Annotated in this window: 19 protein-coding genes, 1 pseudogene and 1 riboswitch; of the genes and pseudogenes, 14 read left to right on the top strand and 6 right to left on the bottom strand. The window is 39.7% G+C overall.

Annotated features, from left to right (window positions below; genetic code table 11):
• The first annotated feature begins 203 nt into the window (after window positions 1-203).
• From AC5JMK_RS23905 to AC5JMK_RS23860, 10 genes are all read left to right on the top strand, one after another.
• Window positions 204-842, top strand: a complete 639-nt coding sequence (locus AC5JMK_RS23905; protein ID WP_495911204.1) for a tetratricopeptide repeat protein — start codon at window positions 204-206, stop codon at window positions 840-842.
• Window positions 843-1,078: 236 nt separating this feature from the next.
• Window positions 1,079-1,951 (top strand): CemA family protein, encoded by an 873-nt coding sequence (locus AC5JMK_RS23900; protein ID WP_096677383.1) that lies wholly within the window; start codon window positions 1,079-1,081, stop codon window positions 1,949-1,951.
• Window positions 1,952-1,960: 9 nt separating this feature from the next.
• Window positions 1,961-2,950, top strand: a complete 990-nt coding sequence (locus AC5JMK_RS23895; RefSeq protein ID WP_096677382.1) for a zinc-dependent alcohol dehydrogenase family protein — start codon at window positions 1,961-1,963, stop codon at window positions 2,948-2,950.
• A gap of 208 nt (window positions 2,951-3,158) precedes the next feature.
• Entirely contained in the window at window positions 3,159-3,362 is a 204-nt protein-coding gene (locus tag AC5JMK_RS23890) for a hypothetical protein (protein ID WP_495911181.1), read from the top strand.
• 449 nt (window positions 3,363-3,811) lie between these two features.
• Window positions 3,812-4,084, top strand: a complete 273-nt coding sequence (locus tag AC5JMK_RS23885; protein ID WP_495911180.1) for a hypothetical protein — start codon at window positions 3,812-3,814, stop codon at window positions 4,082-4,084.
• A 1,022-nt stretch (window positions 4,085-5,106) separates the two neighbouring features.
• The gene (locus AC5JMK_RS23880; protein WP_495911179.1) at window positions 5,107-5,508 is read left to right on the top strand and encodes a BlaI/MecI/CopY family transcriptional regulator; all 402 of its coding nucleotides are present in this window, start codon (window positions 5,107-5,109) and stop codon (window positions 5,506-5,508) included.
• A gap of 175 nt (window positions 5,509-5,683) precedes the next feature.
• A riboswitch (cobalamin riboswitch) is annotated at window positions 5,684-5,823 on the top strand.
• 26 nt (window positions 5,824-5,849) lie between these two features.
• The gene (locus AC5JMK_RS23875) at window positions 5,850-6,623 is read left to right on the top strand and encodes an energy-coupling factor ABC transporter permease (protein WP_495911178.1); all 774 of its coding nucleotides are present in this window, start codon (window positions 5,850-5,852) and stop codon (window positions 6,621-6,623) included.
• Complete coding sequence (locus AC5JMK_RS23870; protein ID WP_495911177.1) at window positions 6,610-6,912, top strand: energy-coupling factor ABC transporter substrate-binding protein; 303 nt, start codon at window positions 6,610-6,612, stop codon at window positions 6,910-6,912. Before AC5JMK_RS23875 ends, AC5JMK_RS23870 begins: the two co-directional genes overlap by 14 nt.
• Window positions 6,909-7,721: a cobalt ECF transporter T component CbiQ gene (gene cbiQ / locus AC5JMK_RS23865; protein WP_495911176.1), complete on the top strand. Its 813-nt coding sequence runs from the start codon at window positions 6,909-6,911 to the stop codon at window positions 7,719-7,721. The genes AC5JMK_RS23870 and cbiQ overlap by 4 nt, the downstream gene beginning before the upstream one ends.
• Window positions 7,696-8,475, top strand: a complete 780-nt coding sequence (locus AC5JMK_RS23860; RefSeq protein WP_495911175.1) for an energy-coupling factor ABC transporter ATP-binding protein — start codon at window positions 7,696-7,698, stop codon at window positions 8,473-8,475. Before cbiQ ends, AC5JMK_RS23860 begins: the two co-directional genes overlap by 26 nt.
• Before the next feature lie 76 nt (window positions 8,476-8,551).
• Here the strand turns inward: AC5JMK_RS23860 and AC5JMK_RS23855 are convergent, their stop codons facing one another.
• Entirely contained in the window at window positions 8,552-9,589 is a 1,038-nt protein-coding gene (locus tag AC5JMK_RS23855; protein ID WP_495911174.1) for an ABC transporter ATP-binding protein, read from the bottom strand.
• A 56-nt stretch (window positions 9,590-9,645) separates the two neighbouring features.
• Window positions 9,646-10,728: an iron chelate uptake ABC transporter family permease subunit gene (locus AC5JMK_RS23850; RefSeq protein ID WP_495911173.1), complete on the bottom strand. Its 1,083-nt coding sequence runs from the start codon at window positions 10,726-10,728 to the stop codon at window positions 9,646-9,648.
• Between the two features lie 55 nt (window positions 10,729-10,783).
• On the opposite strand from AC5JMK_RS23850, the gene AC5JMK_RS23845 reads away from it, so the two are divergent.
• A complete protein-coding gene (locus tag AC5JMK_RS23845) occupies window positions 10,784-10,891 on the top strand; it encodes an H-type lectin domain-containing protein (protein WP_495911203.1) in 108 nt (35 codons plus the stop codon).
• A gap of 30 nt (window positions 10,892-10,921) precedes the next feature.
• Here the strand turns inward: AC5JMK_RS23845 and AC5JMK_RS23840 are convergent, their stop codons facing one another.
• Window positions 10,922-11,182, bottom strand: coding sequence for a type II toxin-antitoxin system RelE family toxin (locus tag AC5JMK_RS23840; RefSeq protein WP_495911172.1), 261 nt, complete (start codon window positions 11,180-11,182; stop codon window positions 10,922-10,924).
• Window positions 11,182-11,397, bottom strand: a complete 216-nt coding sequence (locus tag AC5JMK_RS23835) for a hypothetical protein (RefSeq protein ID WP_495911171.1) — start codon at window positions 11,395-11,397, stop codon at window positions 11,182-11,184. The genes AC5JMK_RS23840 and AC5JMK_RS23835 overlap by 1 nt, the downstream gene beginning before the upstream one ends.
• Window positions 11,398-11,509: 112 nt before the next feature.
• Between AC5JMK_RS23835 and AC5JMK_RS23830 the strand changes: the two genes are divergently transcribed.
• Entirely contained in the window at window positions 11,510-11,659 is a 150-nt protein-coding gene (locus AC5JMK_RS23830; protein WP_495911170.1) for a hypothetical protein, read from the top strand.
• On the opposite strand, the gene AC5JMK_RS23825 is transcribed toward AC5JMK_RS23830, so the two are convergent.
• Together AC5JMK_RS23825 and AC5JMK_RS23820 are read right to left on the bottom strand one after the other, a co-directional pair.
• The gene (locus AC5JMK_RS23825) at window positions 11,643-11,957 is read right to left on the bottom strand and encodes an ISAzo13-like element transposase-related protein (protein WP_495911169.1); all 315 of its coding nucleotides are present in this window, start codon (window positions 11,955-11,957) and stop codon (window positions 11,643-11,645) included. The two genes, AC5JMK_RS23830 and AC5JMK_RS23825, sit on opposite strands and share 17 nt — an antisense overlap.
• A gap of 55 nt (window positions 11,958-12,012) precedes the next feature.
• Window positions 12,013-12,852 (bottom strand): annotated as a pseudogene (locus AC5JMK_RS23820) (ISAzo13-like element transposase-related protein).
• A gap of 606 nt (window positions 12,853-13,458) precedes the next feature.
• Here AC5JMK_RS23820 and AC5JMK_RS23815 point away from each other — a divergent pair.
• Complete coding sequence (locus AC5JMK_RS23815; RefSeq protein WP_495911168.1) at window positions 13,459-13,677, top strand: hypothetical protein; 219 nt, start codon at window positions 13,459-13,461, stop codon at window positions 13,675-13,677.
• Window positions 13,670-13,819 carry a hypothetical protein gene (locus AC5JMK_RS23810; RefSeq protein WP_495911167.1) on the top strand — a complete coding sequence of 50 codons (150 nt, stop codon included), beginning with the start codon at window positions 13,670-13,672 and terminating at the stop codon, window positions 13,817-13,819. Before AC5JMK_RS23815 ends, AC5JMK_RS23810 begins: the two co-directional genes overlap by 8 nt.
• Window positions 13,820-13,847 lie beyond the last annotated feature (28 nt).

Genomic DNA, 13,847 nt, shown 5'->3' with positions numbered 1-13,847 from the left:
AAAAAATAGGGGTTTAGGGGTGTAAGAGGAGAAAAACAATTAAATATTTACCCTTACACCCTCACACCCTTACACTCTCGTCTACATTTGCACCGCACACATACAGAGAAGATAGAAAAAAGTAGAAATTTTGGTATTTGAAAATTGTTAATATATTTATTGATATAAAAATCAAATTCTAAGTAATCAAAAATTACTGCGTGATGAAGCCAAAAAATCCTTTAAAACTGAGATTCGGTCAAATTGCTTGTTACTTGAGTCTGGGTATTTTGATCGTCACAAATACATCGCAGTTTGTTTCTGCACAGGAACAAAGACTAGCACAACTTCCTGGTGGTGATAGTGGACAGACAGAGCGATCGCAACTAATTCAAATAGCAAATAGTTTATTGAACCAAGGTAATTTTGCTGGTGCGGAAGAGAATTTGCGGAAATTGATCAAGAAGTATCCCAAAGATGCTTTTGGATATTTTCAGTTAGGAAATGTTCTGTTTCGTCAAAATAAAAATGGCGAAGCTATGAAACAATATCAAGAAGCAATTCGTTTAGATTCTAAATACGCCCTTGCACATAATGGTATAGGGCTTGTATTTGCCAATCAAGAACAATGGGAAGATGCGATCGCAGAATATAATAAAGCACTAGCGATTAATCCCAATTATGGTGATGCACTAACTAATTTAGCTCAAGCACTTTGGGAAGTAGGTAAACGAGATGAAGCGATCGCATCTTTAGAAAAAGCTTTGAGTGTTTTTAAATCCCAAAATAGACCACAAAGGGTACAACGAATTCAAGAGATTTTACGCAAGCTTAAAGTTGATGATGACCCAAGTGTATCGTGATCATTACAATTGATTGGGGAGCATCCAAATTTTTTCATTTTTCAATATCTCGCGCTTGGGTTTAAATCCTTAGCTAATAGCACAAGTCGTCTTCAGACGACTCAATAAATCAAAAAGTCTGCTTCAGCAGACTTTTGTTATAAGAATGACACTTCCAGAAGCTAATCCTAGTTTATAGTTTCGCCTATTATTATGAGATTATTATGGTAAATTAGCAAACTTAATTAAACCTAACAATGAACAATAATAATGATGACCACGCTCAAAAATCAGATTCCTCTAAAATAAATGAAATGAGGGTGACACCAGCCTCTCAAAAAACAGGATTTTTACCACGTTCACTTGGTAGAACATTTAATAGAATTAAATCTGATTTTTCTCCAAATGCAGAAGAACAGTATATTAGGAATTTTCAAATTGCGCGAAACAGGACAAGAATAGCAATCCGATTTTTAATCATGCTGATTGTTGTCCCACTGTTAACTCAATATCTATCTAAACAATTATTGATAAGTCCGATTGTTGAACGCGTGCGAGGTGAAAATATATCTCATCTTTTCCTCAATGAGGAGATGGAAGAAAAAGCACTAAAGGAACTCAATTTTTATGAGAAAGAACTTAAGTTTGAAAGTTTATTGCGTAAATCTCCGCCACTTGCTCCAGAAGTTGTCGAAGCAAAACTAAAAAATAAAGCCAAAGAAATTGCGGAAACTTTTCGCCAGGAAAGTCAGAATGCTATTAGTAATGTGTTTGCTGATCTAGTATCACTTGTTGCTTTTGCTTTTGTCATAGCTACAAATAAACGAGAAATAGTGATTGTGAAATCATTTATAGATGAGATTATCTATGGTCTTAGCGATAGTGCCAAGGCTTTTTTAATTATTTTATCTACAGATATATTCGTTGGATTTCACTCACCTCATGGCTGGGAGGTACTTCTAGAAGTAGTTGCAGAACATTTAGGATTACCAGCTAGCAGAAATCCAATATTTTTATTTATTGCTACCTTTCCCGTGATTTTAGATACTATATTTAAGTATTGGATCTTCCGTTATCTCAGTCGGTTGTCGCCTTCAGCACTCGCTACATTAAAAGAAATGAATGAGTAATTTATGCTTATGCGTGCAATGCTGTTAGAAGCGCCACGTCAACCTCTGCAATTAGTTGACTTACCTGTACCCAAACCGAACCCAGAACAAGTACTGATTCGTGTTCATGCTTGTGCTGTCTGTCGTACAGATTTGCATATTGTGGATGGAGAACTGACAGATCCAAAACTACCTTTAATACCTGGGCATCAAATTGTTGGTATTGTAGAAGCAGTAGGAGAACAAGTAGAAAAATTTCAGCCAGGCGATCGCGTTGGTGTTCCCTGGTTAGGCTATACTTGCGGTCACTGTCGCTACTGTGTTTCTGGACGTGAAAACCTTTGCGATTATGCCAAGTTCACTGGTTATCATCTCGATGGCGGCTATGCTGAGTATACCGTCGCCGATCACCGCTTTTGCTTTTTTATTCCTGAAGGTTATCCCGACTTGCAAGCTGCACCATTATTATGTGGTGGATTGATTGGTTATCGCGCCTATAGAATGGCTGGTGATCATGTCGAAAAACTCGGTTTTTACGGTTTTGGTTCTGCTGCCCATATTTTAAATCAACTGGCGCGTTATCATGGGCGGCAAGTCTTTGCTTTTACTCGTGCTGGTGATACTCAAGGACAAGAATTTGCTCGTCAATTGGGTGCTGTGTGGACGGGTGGATCTGATGAATTACCCCCAGAACCGCTAGATGCAGCAATTATTTTTGCTCCCGTAGGTAAACTAGTTCCTGCTGCTTTACGTGCGATCGCCAAAGGTGGTGTCGTAGTTTGCGCTGGAATTCACATGAGTGAAATTCCCGCTTTCCCCTATGAAATTCTATGGGAAGAAAGAGTATTGCGATCGGTTGCAAACTTAACTCGCCAAGACGGAGAAGAATTTCTCGCCTTAGCACCCCAAGTTCCAATTCGCACAGAGGTTAATTTATTTAATTTGAGTGAAGCAAACGAAGCTTTAGACGCTCTGCGTAGTGGTAAAATCGAAGGCTCGGCTGTATTGGTTGTTGATTAGTACCTACAACAGGGAACAGTGAACATTTCAGCAATATCACCCAAAAAATATGAGATATCTATAATTAATACCAATTTGAAAAATGCGACAAACCAATCTTGTAGAGACGCGATTTATCGCATCTCATATCCTAAATCGCATCTCATATTCCAAATGCGTCGTAAACCTTTTTTGAATCGGTATCAACCAATTTTACAGTGATTACGCTATGGCTCAAACTCGAAACATCTTGCTGTTATCAGCAAATCCTAGAAACACCAGCCAACTGCGTCTAGCTGAGGAGATGCGCGATATAAAAGAAGGGTTAAGACTTTCAGAAAATCGTCATCTATTTACAATTAATACAACAGAAGCTATACGCCCCAGAGATATACGTAGACTCATATCTTGCACCTACAGAATAAACCCGTAAAACGGAAACAAGTAGTTCAAAAAGATAACAGTGTGATGAAAACAAGTGATTCAGTATCTATTGTCGCAAACAAGACGTAATGGGCGCGTAATGTTACAGAATTAGGTTCAATAAATATAATTTCTTGGGATGACGCTTGGCTTCATCCCAACAGATGCGATCGCTTTAGAGAATTAAATTTACTTATGTTGCAGGAAATATGAGAAAAAGCCCATTGGACTTATTTATTAACCCAGAATCGTCCACTTCCTGATTGGGGTGAGGCTGCACAGACTGCCCTTGAATTTATTTTTCCTCAAATGCTTGTGTCTCATATGTTACTTAATATTGAGCGCCTACTTCCTCTCATACGTAGTTGTGGTTTTGACATCTCTATTTCCAGGTGCAAACTTCGTAATAGACCTGCGCGAAGAAGCTCACGACGAACTTCATAATCTGAAATCTCAGGAATGGCAACTCTCTCTCCACGCCGTAATAGGGATTTTAGCCATAGTTGGCAATCGAGGGGAGTGCCTGTAGCTTTGGGATTCGTTACCATTCCCAGTGGTCCAGAATCTAGCAAAATCAGACGACTCATGGAAACAAGGGGCGATCGGACAACCGATCTTCGTCAAGCGCAGTTTTCAGAAAATCCCAGGCTTGCTGATGTTCCGAGGCATTTTCAGTGTCATCTAGCCACGAATCTAGAAGGTCGATCACCTGATCTTGATTTTTCACCGTAATTTACCATTTAATATAGTTGCATTAATTACTAATTGTTACGTAAGCTCATTTTCGCTTCTGGTGTCACTTTCTTACACCCTCTATTCGTGTATTAGTGGTTTATCCACAGAGGTGCAAGATATAAGTCAATCAGCGCGCCCTGATTTACCCCCAACTTACCCCCAAAATTTAACTAACCCCGTCCAAAAATATCCAACGTGGCATAAAATTACACCACATTTACACCACCAAAAACGGCTGAAATGGGGTTTTTATGGAAACAGTAAACCCCTGGAAGTCTTGCTTCCCAGGGGTTTTGCTTATGATGCCAGGAACCGGACTTGAACCGGTGACACGAGGATTTTCAGTCCTCTCTCAACCTCTATTTATCAGTACTTTCACGCTTTACAAAACTCCTTTACCCCCAAATTACCCCAAAAAAGTTCTGACAATATTTACCTTGTCTAATGATTTATGACCTTGGTTTCAACAACCATTTAGGCATTGTAAAAATAAGCATATAGAAACTCAGTAGACCGAAAAGTTCTGCGCTCACTAAAAATAAGACTAGCTGATAGCAAAGCCCCAAAAATCAACCAAAATGAGCCGGACGGTGAACAAACTTCGCAATCTACCCCATAGTAATGGTCTATTGCTTGGGGATCTCCAGAAAATAAAAACTTAATTTTAACAGGTGTCATAGTTGCTATCAAGAGGAATCTTTTTTTCTTCAACCAGTAATTCCTAGAACAATGTAAATAACTGGTAGTTACTAGCTATTATTTGCAGTCACTCCAGAAAGTAAATAATTAGCTTTATCAAAAAATAATCTGTAAAGTTTTGCCGGAAAAATTTCATAAAAATAAGACAATTTTTCAAACTTAACAGCAAGTATTTTTAGCCAAAATATTTGTTAAACTTCTAATTTATGTGTTATTTCAAGTCTGTTAATGTACTTTGCGAGCTTAATCTCAATTAGTGATAGAGATAGTTAATTTTTATTCTGATGCCCTTTCCCTACACTTCAATTTAATGCAACATAATGTCTCCTTTACCTAACTATCGTCCTCAGAAACTCTCCCTTGGTTTCTTGGAGAAAGAAATTTTGCACATCATCTGGGAACTAGGTAGCGTCACCGTCAAAGATGTGCATGAACGTATTTTGGCTGATTCAAAGCGACGGCTAACCTCTGCTTCAGTGACAACTGTCCTCAATCGTTTGACTAAAAAAGGATGGCTTGTATGCAATAAAGAGAGTCGTCGGAATTACAGATGGCAAGCACTAGTATCACAACAAGAGGCGCAGATACTCCAAGCTTATGAACAGCTGCATCAATTCTTGGCAGTAGGTAATCCAGATGTGGTTGCAGTCTTTGCCGATAGCCTGGATCAAGATAGTTTAGAAAAGTTTGAAGCGATCGTCCGTATTTTGCCGAGGCATTAAACCTGAATTTGATCCGCCAATGCAATACGAACAAACAAAGCGGGCGTTGGTGAATAGAAGTATGAATCAGGCGATCGCTCTAATTCATACTTATTTCCCTGATCGATGACTTGTAGCTAACCTGCGGCAGCTAGCTGTGTTGGTAAAAAATCGCGGCTCAAAATTCTGCAATAATGATATAGTTACTCCCATCGGTTCTGATGAAAAGCAGCCATCAGACGCAAGGGGGAAAGTCCGGTGCAAATCCGGCGCTGTCCCGCAACTGTGAACCAAAATTGGGTGAGTCAGGATGCCCGCCGATGGGAACCAATTCGTTGACATAAATCTGCGAGGTACAGATTATGAAAAGAAAACAGGCGTTAGTCAGTCTAACCCTGATGGGAGTTATCAGTTTTTACCTAGTAATTGGTTTACCCAAACCCGCCTATGCCATGCACATTATGGAAGGTTTTTTACCAGTGCAGTGGGCGATTTTTTGGTGGATTGTGGCATTACCATTTTTTATATTAGGATTGCGTAGTCTAACTCGCATTACCCAAGCTAACCCACAGCTAAAACTACTACTGGCCTTGGCTGGTGCTTTCACATTCGTACTGTCAGCGTTAAAAATCCCTTCGGTTACAGGTAGCTGTTCTCATCCAACAGGGACGGGGTTAGGTGCGGTGCTGTTTGGGCCGCTTACTGTGTCGGTTTTGGGTGGTTTAGTGTTGTTGTTTCAAGCTTTGTTACTAGCGCATGGCGGCTTGACAACACTGGGAGCAAATGCTTTTTCGATGGCGATCGCTAGACCATTTGCCGCTTACTGGATATATAATTTGACAATCAAGTTGGGTGGTAAAGACAAAATCGCCATATTTCTAGCAGCTGCGATCGCAGATTTACTCACATACGTTATCACTTCTATCCAACTTGCCCTAGCTTTTCCTGCACCTGTTGGTGGGTTTATCGCTTCATTTACCAAGTTCGCCGGAATTTTTGCCATAACTCAAGTTCCCTTAGCAATTAGTGAAGGATTGCTAACTGTATTAGTGTGGAATTGGCTGCAATCTTATAATCCTCAAGAATTGGAACTATTGCAATTAATCAAACGAGGAAATGGCAATGAGTCAATCTAAAAAAGGGTTGAGTAATTGGGTATTGGTGGTAGCTGTATTAGCTTTAGCAATTGCACCGTTAATCTTTGTCCGTGATGCGGAATTCGCTGGTGCAGATGGCAAAGCAGAAGAGGCTATAAATGAAATTCAACCGGAATATAAACCCTGGTTTAAATCATTTTTTGAACCCGCTAGTGGGGAAATAGAAAGCTTATTATTTGCTTCGCAAGCAGCTTTGGGTGCTGGAGTCGTTGGTTATGCAATTGGGTTATATAAAGGACGTTCCCAACAACGAAAACGTGAAGAATGAGCCTGCAACTAGATACTTTGGCTTACACTAATCGGCTGCGAAGATTGCCACCAGAACATAAACTGATTTTTGCATTTACTACTCTTGCTATTTCCCTTGCAACCCATCCCTTAGTGCAAATTTTAATGGTGCTTTGGATGAGTATTTGGACAATGATTTATGCCAGAATTCCGGCTAGAGTTTATTTTCGGTTGTTAATGTTCACCATAGTTTTCTGTTTGACAAGTTTACCAGCCCTAATGGTAAATGGAGTTGCAATAACTAATTTACAAAACGTCAAATTAGATTCGTGGTATGGACTAACTATCGGACACTTCTATATTTATATCAGTCATAGTGGCAGTATCCAAGCATTGGGAATTTTAACCAGAGCATTAGCCTCTGTTTCTTGCTTGTATTTTCTGATGCTAACTGTCCCTTTCACGGAAATATTACGAACTCTCCAGTACTTACGATTTCCAGTACTGTTAACCGATTTATTATTACTAATGTATCGATTTATTTTCATTCTCCTGAACACAGCCAGTGAATTGTGGACAGCACAAAATTCCCGTGGTGGCTACCGCACTCTTGCTCTTAGCATGAAAAGTTTAGCAATACTCATCGGACAACTATTACAGCGAACCTTACAACGATATAATCAGTTCTCTCTTGGACTGGAAGCACGGGGTTTTGTAAGTGAATTTCGAGTTTGGCATCAGAGTCGCTATCGTCCTCAATTACGGTATATTATCGAAGCCATTTTCGGCTGTGTAGTATTAATAGGATTGGACTTTTGGCGAAATGCAGGAATATTTACTCGAATTTGAACAGGTATATTACACCTATTCAGGCGCACAACAATCAGCTTTGAATGGTCTAGCATTGAAGATTCCATCAAGTAAAAAGTGTGCGTTAATTGGTCAGAATGGTTGTGGTAAAACGACACTATTCTTACTAGCTAATGGTTTATATAAACCTGATTCTGGTATTGTCCGGTGGCGTGGTGAACCGTTAAACTATAACCGAAATTATCTTGGTAAATTAAAGCAGAAGGTCGGATTAGTATTTCAAGATCCAGAACAACAATTAGTAGCTTCTACTGTTGAAGAAGATATATCTTACGGTTTGTGTAATTTGGGTTTGCCAGTATCCGAAATTCAACAGCGAGTAGAGCAAGCATTAGTTGAATTTGAACTGACTGCTTTAGCAGAAAGACCAGTGCATCATCTGAGTTTAGGGCAAAAAAAGCGAGTTTCCATAGCAGATGTAATGGTACTAGAACCAGAACTGTTAGTGCTAGATGAACCTACTGCCTATTTAGATGTAAAACATACTCGTAATTTGATAGCAACTCTGAAAAAAATTCATCAAGACGGAACTACTCTAGTAATGGCAACTCATGATTTAGATTTAGTCTATCGGTGGGCAGATTGGGTTTTTGTTATGGATAAAGGGCGACTGATGGTAGAAGGCAAACCCCAAGATGTATTTAACCAGCGTACTCTTTTAGAAGAGCTAGAGTTGGGCGTACCATTGATATATGAGATGTTATTTGATGGGTTATCTGCCGAAGAGGAGTAGTTAGGATATTAGAATTATTTCGCAATTTTTCCTGAGTATACAGTTAAAGAATGTCAATCAATTAAAGACATTACTTTTATAAACAATCCAAAAATTCAATCAGTTCATACAAGGAATGATGAGTATATACAGTCTTGCTATTTGTGATTCGCCATAAAAATTGTTCTGAGTTTGATATAACTTCTACTGAAATTTGCGTTGGCGTAACGTCTTGAATAACAGAGAAATTTTCACATTGTTTAACCCTAAACCCAACTCTTTGTAAAGCGCGAATAGTCCACACTACGGCAATTCCCTCACCGCCTATCAAATTAATTTCTCCTTTGTGGGATGTATGGAGATGAAATTCACCAGAAGTAGCATCAAACTCTACACCTTCACTTTTGAAAATATCAGCAAATGCACCACTCAAGACCAAATCTTCTGGTGCGCCAACGTGTAAAATTCCATTAGTTGCTAATAGCCAAACTTTATCCGCCAGACGTAAAGCTAAATCTAAATCATGGGTAGAAAGGAGAATTGCTTGATTGGTTTCCCGTGCTAACTGACGTAACAATTGCATAATTTCTACCCGTCGCGGTAAATCTAAAAATGCCGTTGGTTCATCTAGCAACATCACCATAGGGGACTGTGCCAAAGCACGCGCAATCATAATTTTTTGACGTTCCCCATCACTGAGTTCGCTAACTTGGCGTTGTGCTAAGTGTAGTGCGCCCACAGATTTTATCGCCCAATGTACAATAACCTTATCTTCAGATGTCAAATTTCCCCACCAGTCAGTGTAAGGATATCGTCCTAAACTCACCAAAGTGTAGGCTGATAACATTCCCACATCAACTTTTTCCGTTAGCACCAAACTCAACCGCTTGGCTAAATCCTGCGGTGCTAACTTATAGATATCATCACCCAAAAGTCGCACCTCACCCGCTATAGGTGGTTGCATTCCCGCGAGCGATCGCAGTAAGGTAGACTTACCCGCACCATTTGGCCCCAGTAAACATACCAATTCCCCCGCTAAGAGACACACAGAAATATCCCTCGCCACACACCGCACCCCCTTCCCCGACTTATAACCAATACTCAACCCGTAAGTCGTCAACACCCCATCACTCATACAAACCTCAAAAAAACTCCGCGTACCTCCGCGTTTACCTTTGCGTACCTCTGCGTTTAAAAAGATTTACCAGAACCACGCTTTAAAATCACCCAACTCACCACAGGAGTCCCGATTAAAGCCGTAATAGCATTTAAAGGTAAAACCATTTGACTCACCGCCAATTGCGAAAATAAATCCGCCACCAAAGCCAATATTGCCCCCATAATCATCACACTAGGGATTAAAATCCTATGGTCAGAAGTCATAAACAGACTGCGACACAAATGAGGAATAGCCACACCTAAAAATGCGATCGGCCCACAAAAAGCCGTAATTCCACCCGCTAAAATAGAAGCACTACTAATAATAGAAAACCTAGCTTTCTCCACCGTTAAACCTAAACTCCGCGCATAAGATTCACCCAATAACAGCGCATTCAAAGATTTTGATTGCAACACCGCTACCAATAAACTTAAAAGTATCACCGGAATTAAAACAATTAACTGTTTCCAAGTCACCCCAGCGAAACTTCCAAAAGTCCACATAATATAACTTTGAATCTGTTCTTTTGAACTAAATTGCAACAAAATACTCACAATTGCACTAGTAGCATAGCCAAACAATAAACCTAAAATTAGCAGCGTCATCGTCTCTTGTACTCGACGCGAAACCACTAACATCACACCCAAAACCGACGCTGCGCCAAGGCTAGCTGCTATCACCAACCCAAAATCCGTAATAATTCCCAAATCATTTAATAGCGTTGGTGTAGTCACACTTGCAGTTAACACCACCAAAGCCACACCTAAACTTGCACCAGAACTAATTCCTAATACAAAAGGCCCCGCCAAGGGATTTTTAAACAGAGTTTGCATTTGCAAACCACTCACACCTAAAGCCGCACCTGCTAGAGTTGCAGTTAAAGCTTTTGGTAGACGAAACTTGAGAATAATATGAGCCCATGTTGCTTTTTCTGGTGCTTGTCCGAGCAAAATTTTGACTACTTCGTTGATAGGGATATCAACTGAACCTAAAGCTAAATCTAATAAAAAGGCAAATAGTAAAGCTATCAGTAAACTTGAGAAAATAATAATTTTTATAACCGTAAGTTTGTGGTTTATTAGTGAGGTTTTTAATTTATATTGGCTGCCTAACATTATTAAACCTTATCCATAGTTGAACATAACCGCTTCAATGGAGGCTAACTAGGCAATCAATACACGCCTGCAAGTTTCTCCGAGCAATATAACTGTCAACAGCTTTGATATTTTAATCTCTACCTACGCTGACTCAAAAGTATATGGTGTTGGTGTTGCTTAGTTCGCTCACATAGAGTAGGAGCGTGGGTAATCAAGTGTAAACATCTCGGCGATGTCCAATTTTGTGAACTGTAATGCGTTGATTGCTACTATCAAATGAGTAGATAATTCGATAATCCCCAACTCTGAGCTTAAACAGTCCACTCAAATCAGCACTCAGAGCTTGGGGAGTCAAATTATCAAGATTCTCCGAAAGCCAACGGATTTTACTCAGGATGCGTTGTTGAATAGTTGAAGTAAGCTGCTCTAAACCATCTGTTGCTTCTGACGTGAATTCAACGTAGTAAGTCATTACCAGTTCAAGCCCAATTTCTTTGCAACTTCCTCAGCCGAGATTCCACGCTCTCCAGCTTGGGTACGATGTAAAGAACTAAGGAGTTGCTGCTTAACCTCTGGCTTAACTTGTTTCCCTTCATCAGGGTCAATCAGCAAGGATTGGATAGTTTCAGCAACAGTCTCTTGAATCAAGAGTTTGAGTTCTTCAATAGTCAAATCCTTAACCTGCATAGAATTGGGTAGAAATTAAGTTACCTTAATATTGTGGCACTTAAAGCGTTTGGTGTTGATGCGGCATAACAAATCGTTGGAGCCGACCGCTGAGTTGCTGGGCAAAGAACTAATGACATTACAAGAAATACAAAATCAGGCGTTGCAATTGCCCATTAGCGATCGCAACGCCGTTGGTACAGGCTCTTCTAGAATCTCTGAAACAGGAAGCCAACCCAAAGCCGAAACGGGGAAATCTGTCGCGTTTACGAGGCATTGCTAAAATTTCGGCAACTACAGGAGAAGATAACGCCCAAGAGGATTATGTCACCTATCTGACACAGAAGTATCAGTTCTTGTTGTTCGACAGCAGACATAGCCTTATTGGTCAGCTTAACTCCTGTTTCATAGGTTTGAGTTATTAATTTAACTACTACAGGATGTTTACCTTTCCATGTCATATTTTCAGCAAAGTTTAAAGCAGTTTTAACTTCATCTAAAATACTGCCATTCCAAGATTTTTCTAATATACCCCATACTCGCTCGATGGGATTATATTTACTATGATATGGCTTTTCCAAATAATAAAATGCCCAGCCGTCGCTTTCGCCTGGGCATTTTATTATTTGGAGATCCCTATGGAGGATAATAAGCTAAACGTATATTAAGTTGATGTTGATGAGCAAACTCGACAATACGTTTCATGAACTGGGTACGGCGTGAATTATTTTCTCCACCATTATCTTGATTAAGAATAAGTGTTTTTATATCTGGAAACCGCCAACTCTGACTTTTCCAAAAATCTGATAAGACATCAACAATAAAATCACTCGTTAACTGAGACTCTGTAAAATATAAAAATAGTTCATCTAACTCTGGGAGAAAGATACCATAAGGAGTTACTGTTGTTTTTGGGTTATAATCATGGTCATCAGTTTCGGTTGGGATTCTGTTTCTACCTCCTCGGTCAAACGAGCCAATGTTTACACGAGCTTTTGCATCAAGACTTAGACGTAAAATGCTCTTGTCATCCAAAGCTGATTGATTAAAAGAGTGCTAGTTGCTCAAAGATTGCGTCAGTTTCTGGGATTTTTTTTGAGGTAAAACTTTTGCTACTCGTTTGAGTCGATAACCTAAATAATTCAATTTGATGCGAATTATTTCTTCAGTTGGCAACTGTTCATCACTATAATCAAACTTTTCAATTAATAGCTTTCTTACTTGACTTGCAGTCAGGCGTGTATACAGCCTTTGACTTTTAAAACTTGGATCAGTTTGGCTTTGGTCATCAACTAATTTTTTGATATCTTCTAAAAGATTTGGGAAGTGTTCTTCTGCCTTCCAACGTCCTCTTTGAGAATAATTATCTACACAAGTAATTCCACTCGTTAGTTCTTGAATTCCTTTACGAATAGTATTTCTATCCCATCCCAATTCTTTTTGAGCCAGTAATTGTCCTCCGTAACCTAGCTCCATCACAACTTGTGCTTGAAACTGCCGTCGTGCTGCTCCTTTGAGTTGGCTTGCTGTTTCGTTAAACAATTTTTTGACTGAATCAGTTAATTCTATCAACACTCCCAACACCCAAAAATTACACTCCAAATTGAATTTACTACAAAAGGGGGGGAAGGAGAAGCAGCCGACGGCTGCTTCTCCTTCCCCCCTATCAGAATGATTATCATTATTGTATTTGGTTATTTTATTCCTTGGAAGTCCCTAATTGGAAAGGCCCTACTCCTCCCCAAAAGAATGATTATCATTTTTATTTGTACCTTGATTATATTCGCAGCTTCAAAACTCTAAACCCTTGTTGAATAAAGGTTTTCGGGTGCTTGTCACCCCTTGAGGTCTTGTAGGCTGGGTTCCCTTCTTTAACCCAGCCACTTTTTGCTCAATCTCCTAACTTGCTTCGGCAATCGCTAATTTCATCTTTTAAGAGAAAAGCACTGATATAGTGATTGGAATCTCCTGAAACAACCCACCAAGCAATTGGTAAAATAGGTGCAGGCTAGTGATGCGCCTCTGTATGACAAGCGAGCATCCTCAACCTTTTCACCAAACCTCAAACGAGGAGATTCTCAAATGCCATTGGCTGAACTCATGTTACAAATCCAGGGGCTTCCAAAAATTGACAAGCTTCGGCTGATGCAGTTTCTCGCAACAGAACTGGTCAAAGAAGAAGATGCAAACTTCTTTGTTGCAAACCAAGAGTATCCGGTCTGGTCGCCCTACAACTGTTCTGAGGCTGCCAATGTTCTAATGAATCTTCTGGCGACAAAGCAACAAGAACAAAATGGCTGACGCTCAGAGATTTCCCTACAAAATCCTTGACAGCAGTCTTGGCATGGTCGATCGGATGCCATATCTGCCTTTAACGCTTAGTCTGAATAGTCAATCTCTGAACGCCGAAGGCTTATTAGCGCTCTTTCATCACTCTGGATAGAGAAAAACAACTATGTTTGAAATTTATC

Source organism: Pelatocladus sp. (assembly GCF_059505505.1).
The sequence above is the reverse complement of the archived record's forward strand: the minus strand, read 5'-3'. Positions and strand labels throughout refer to the sequence as shown.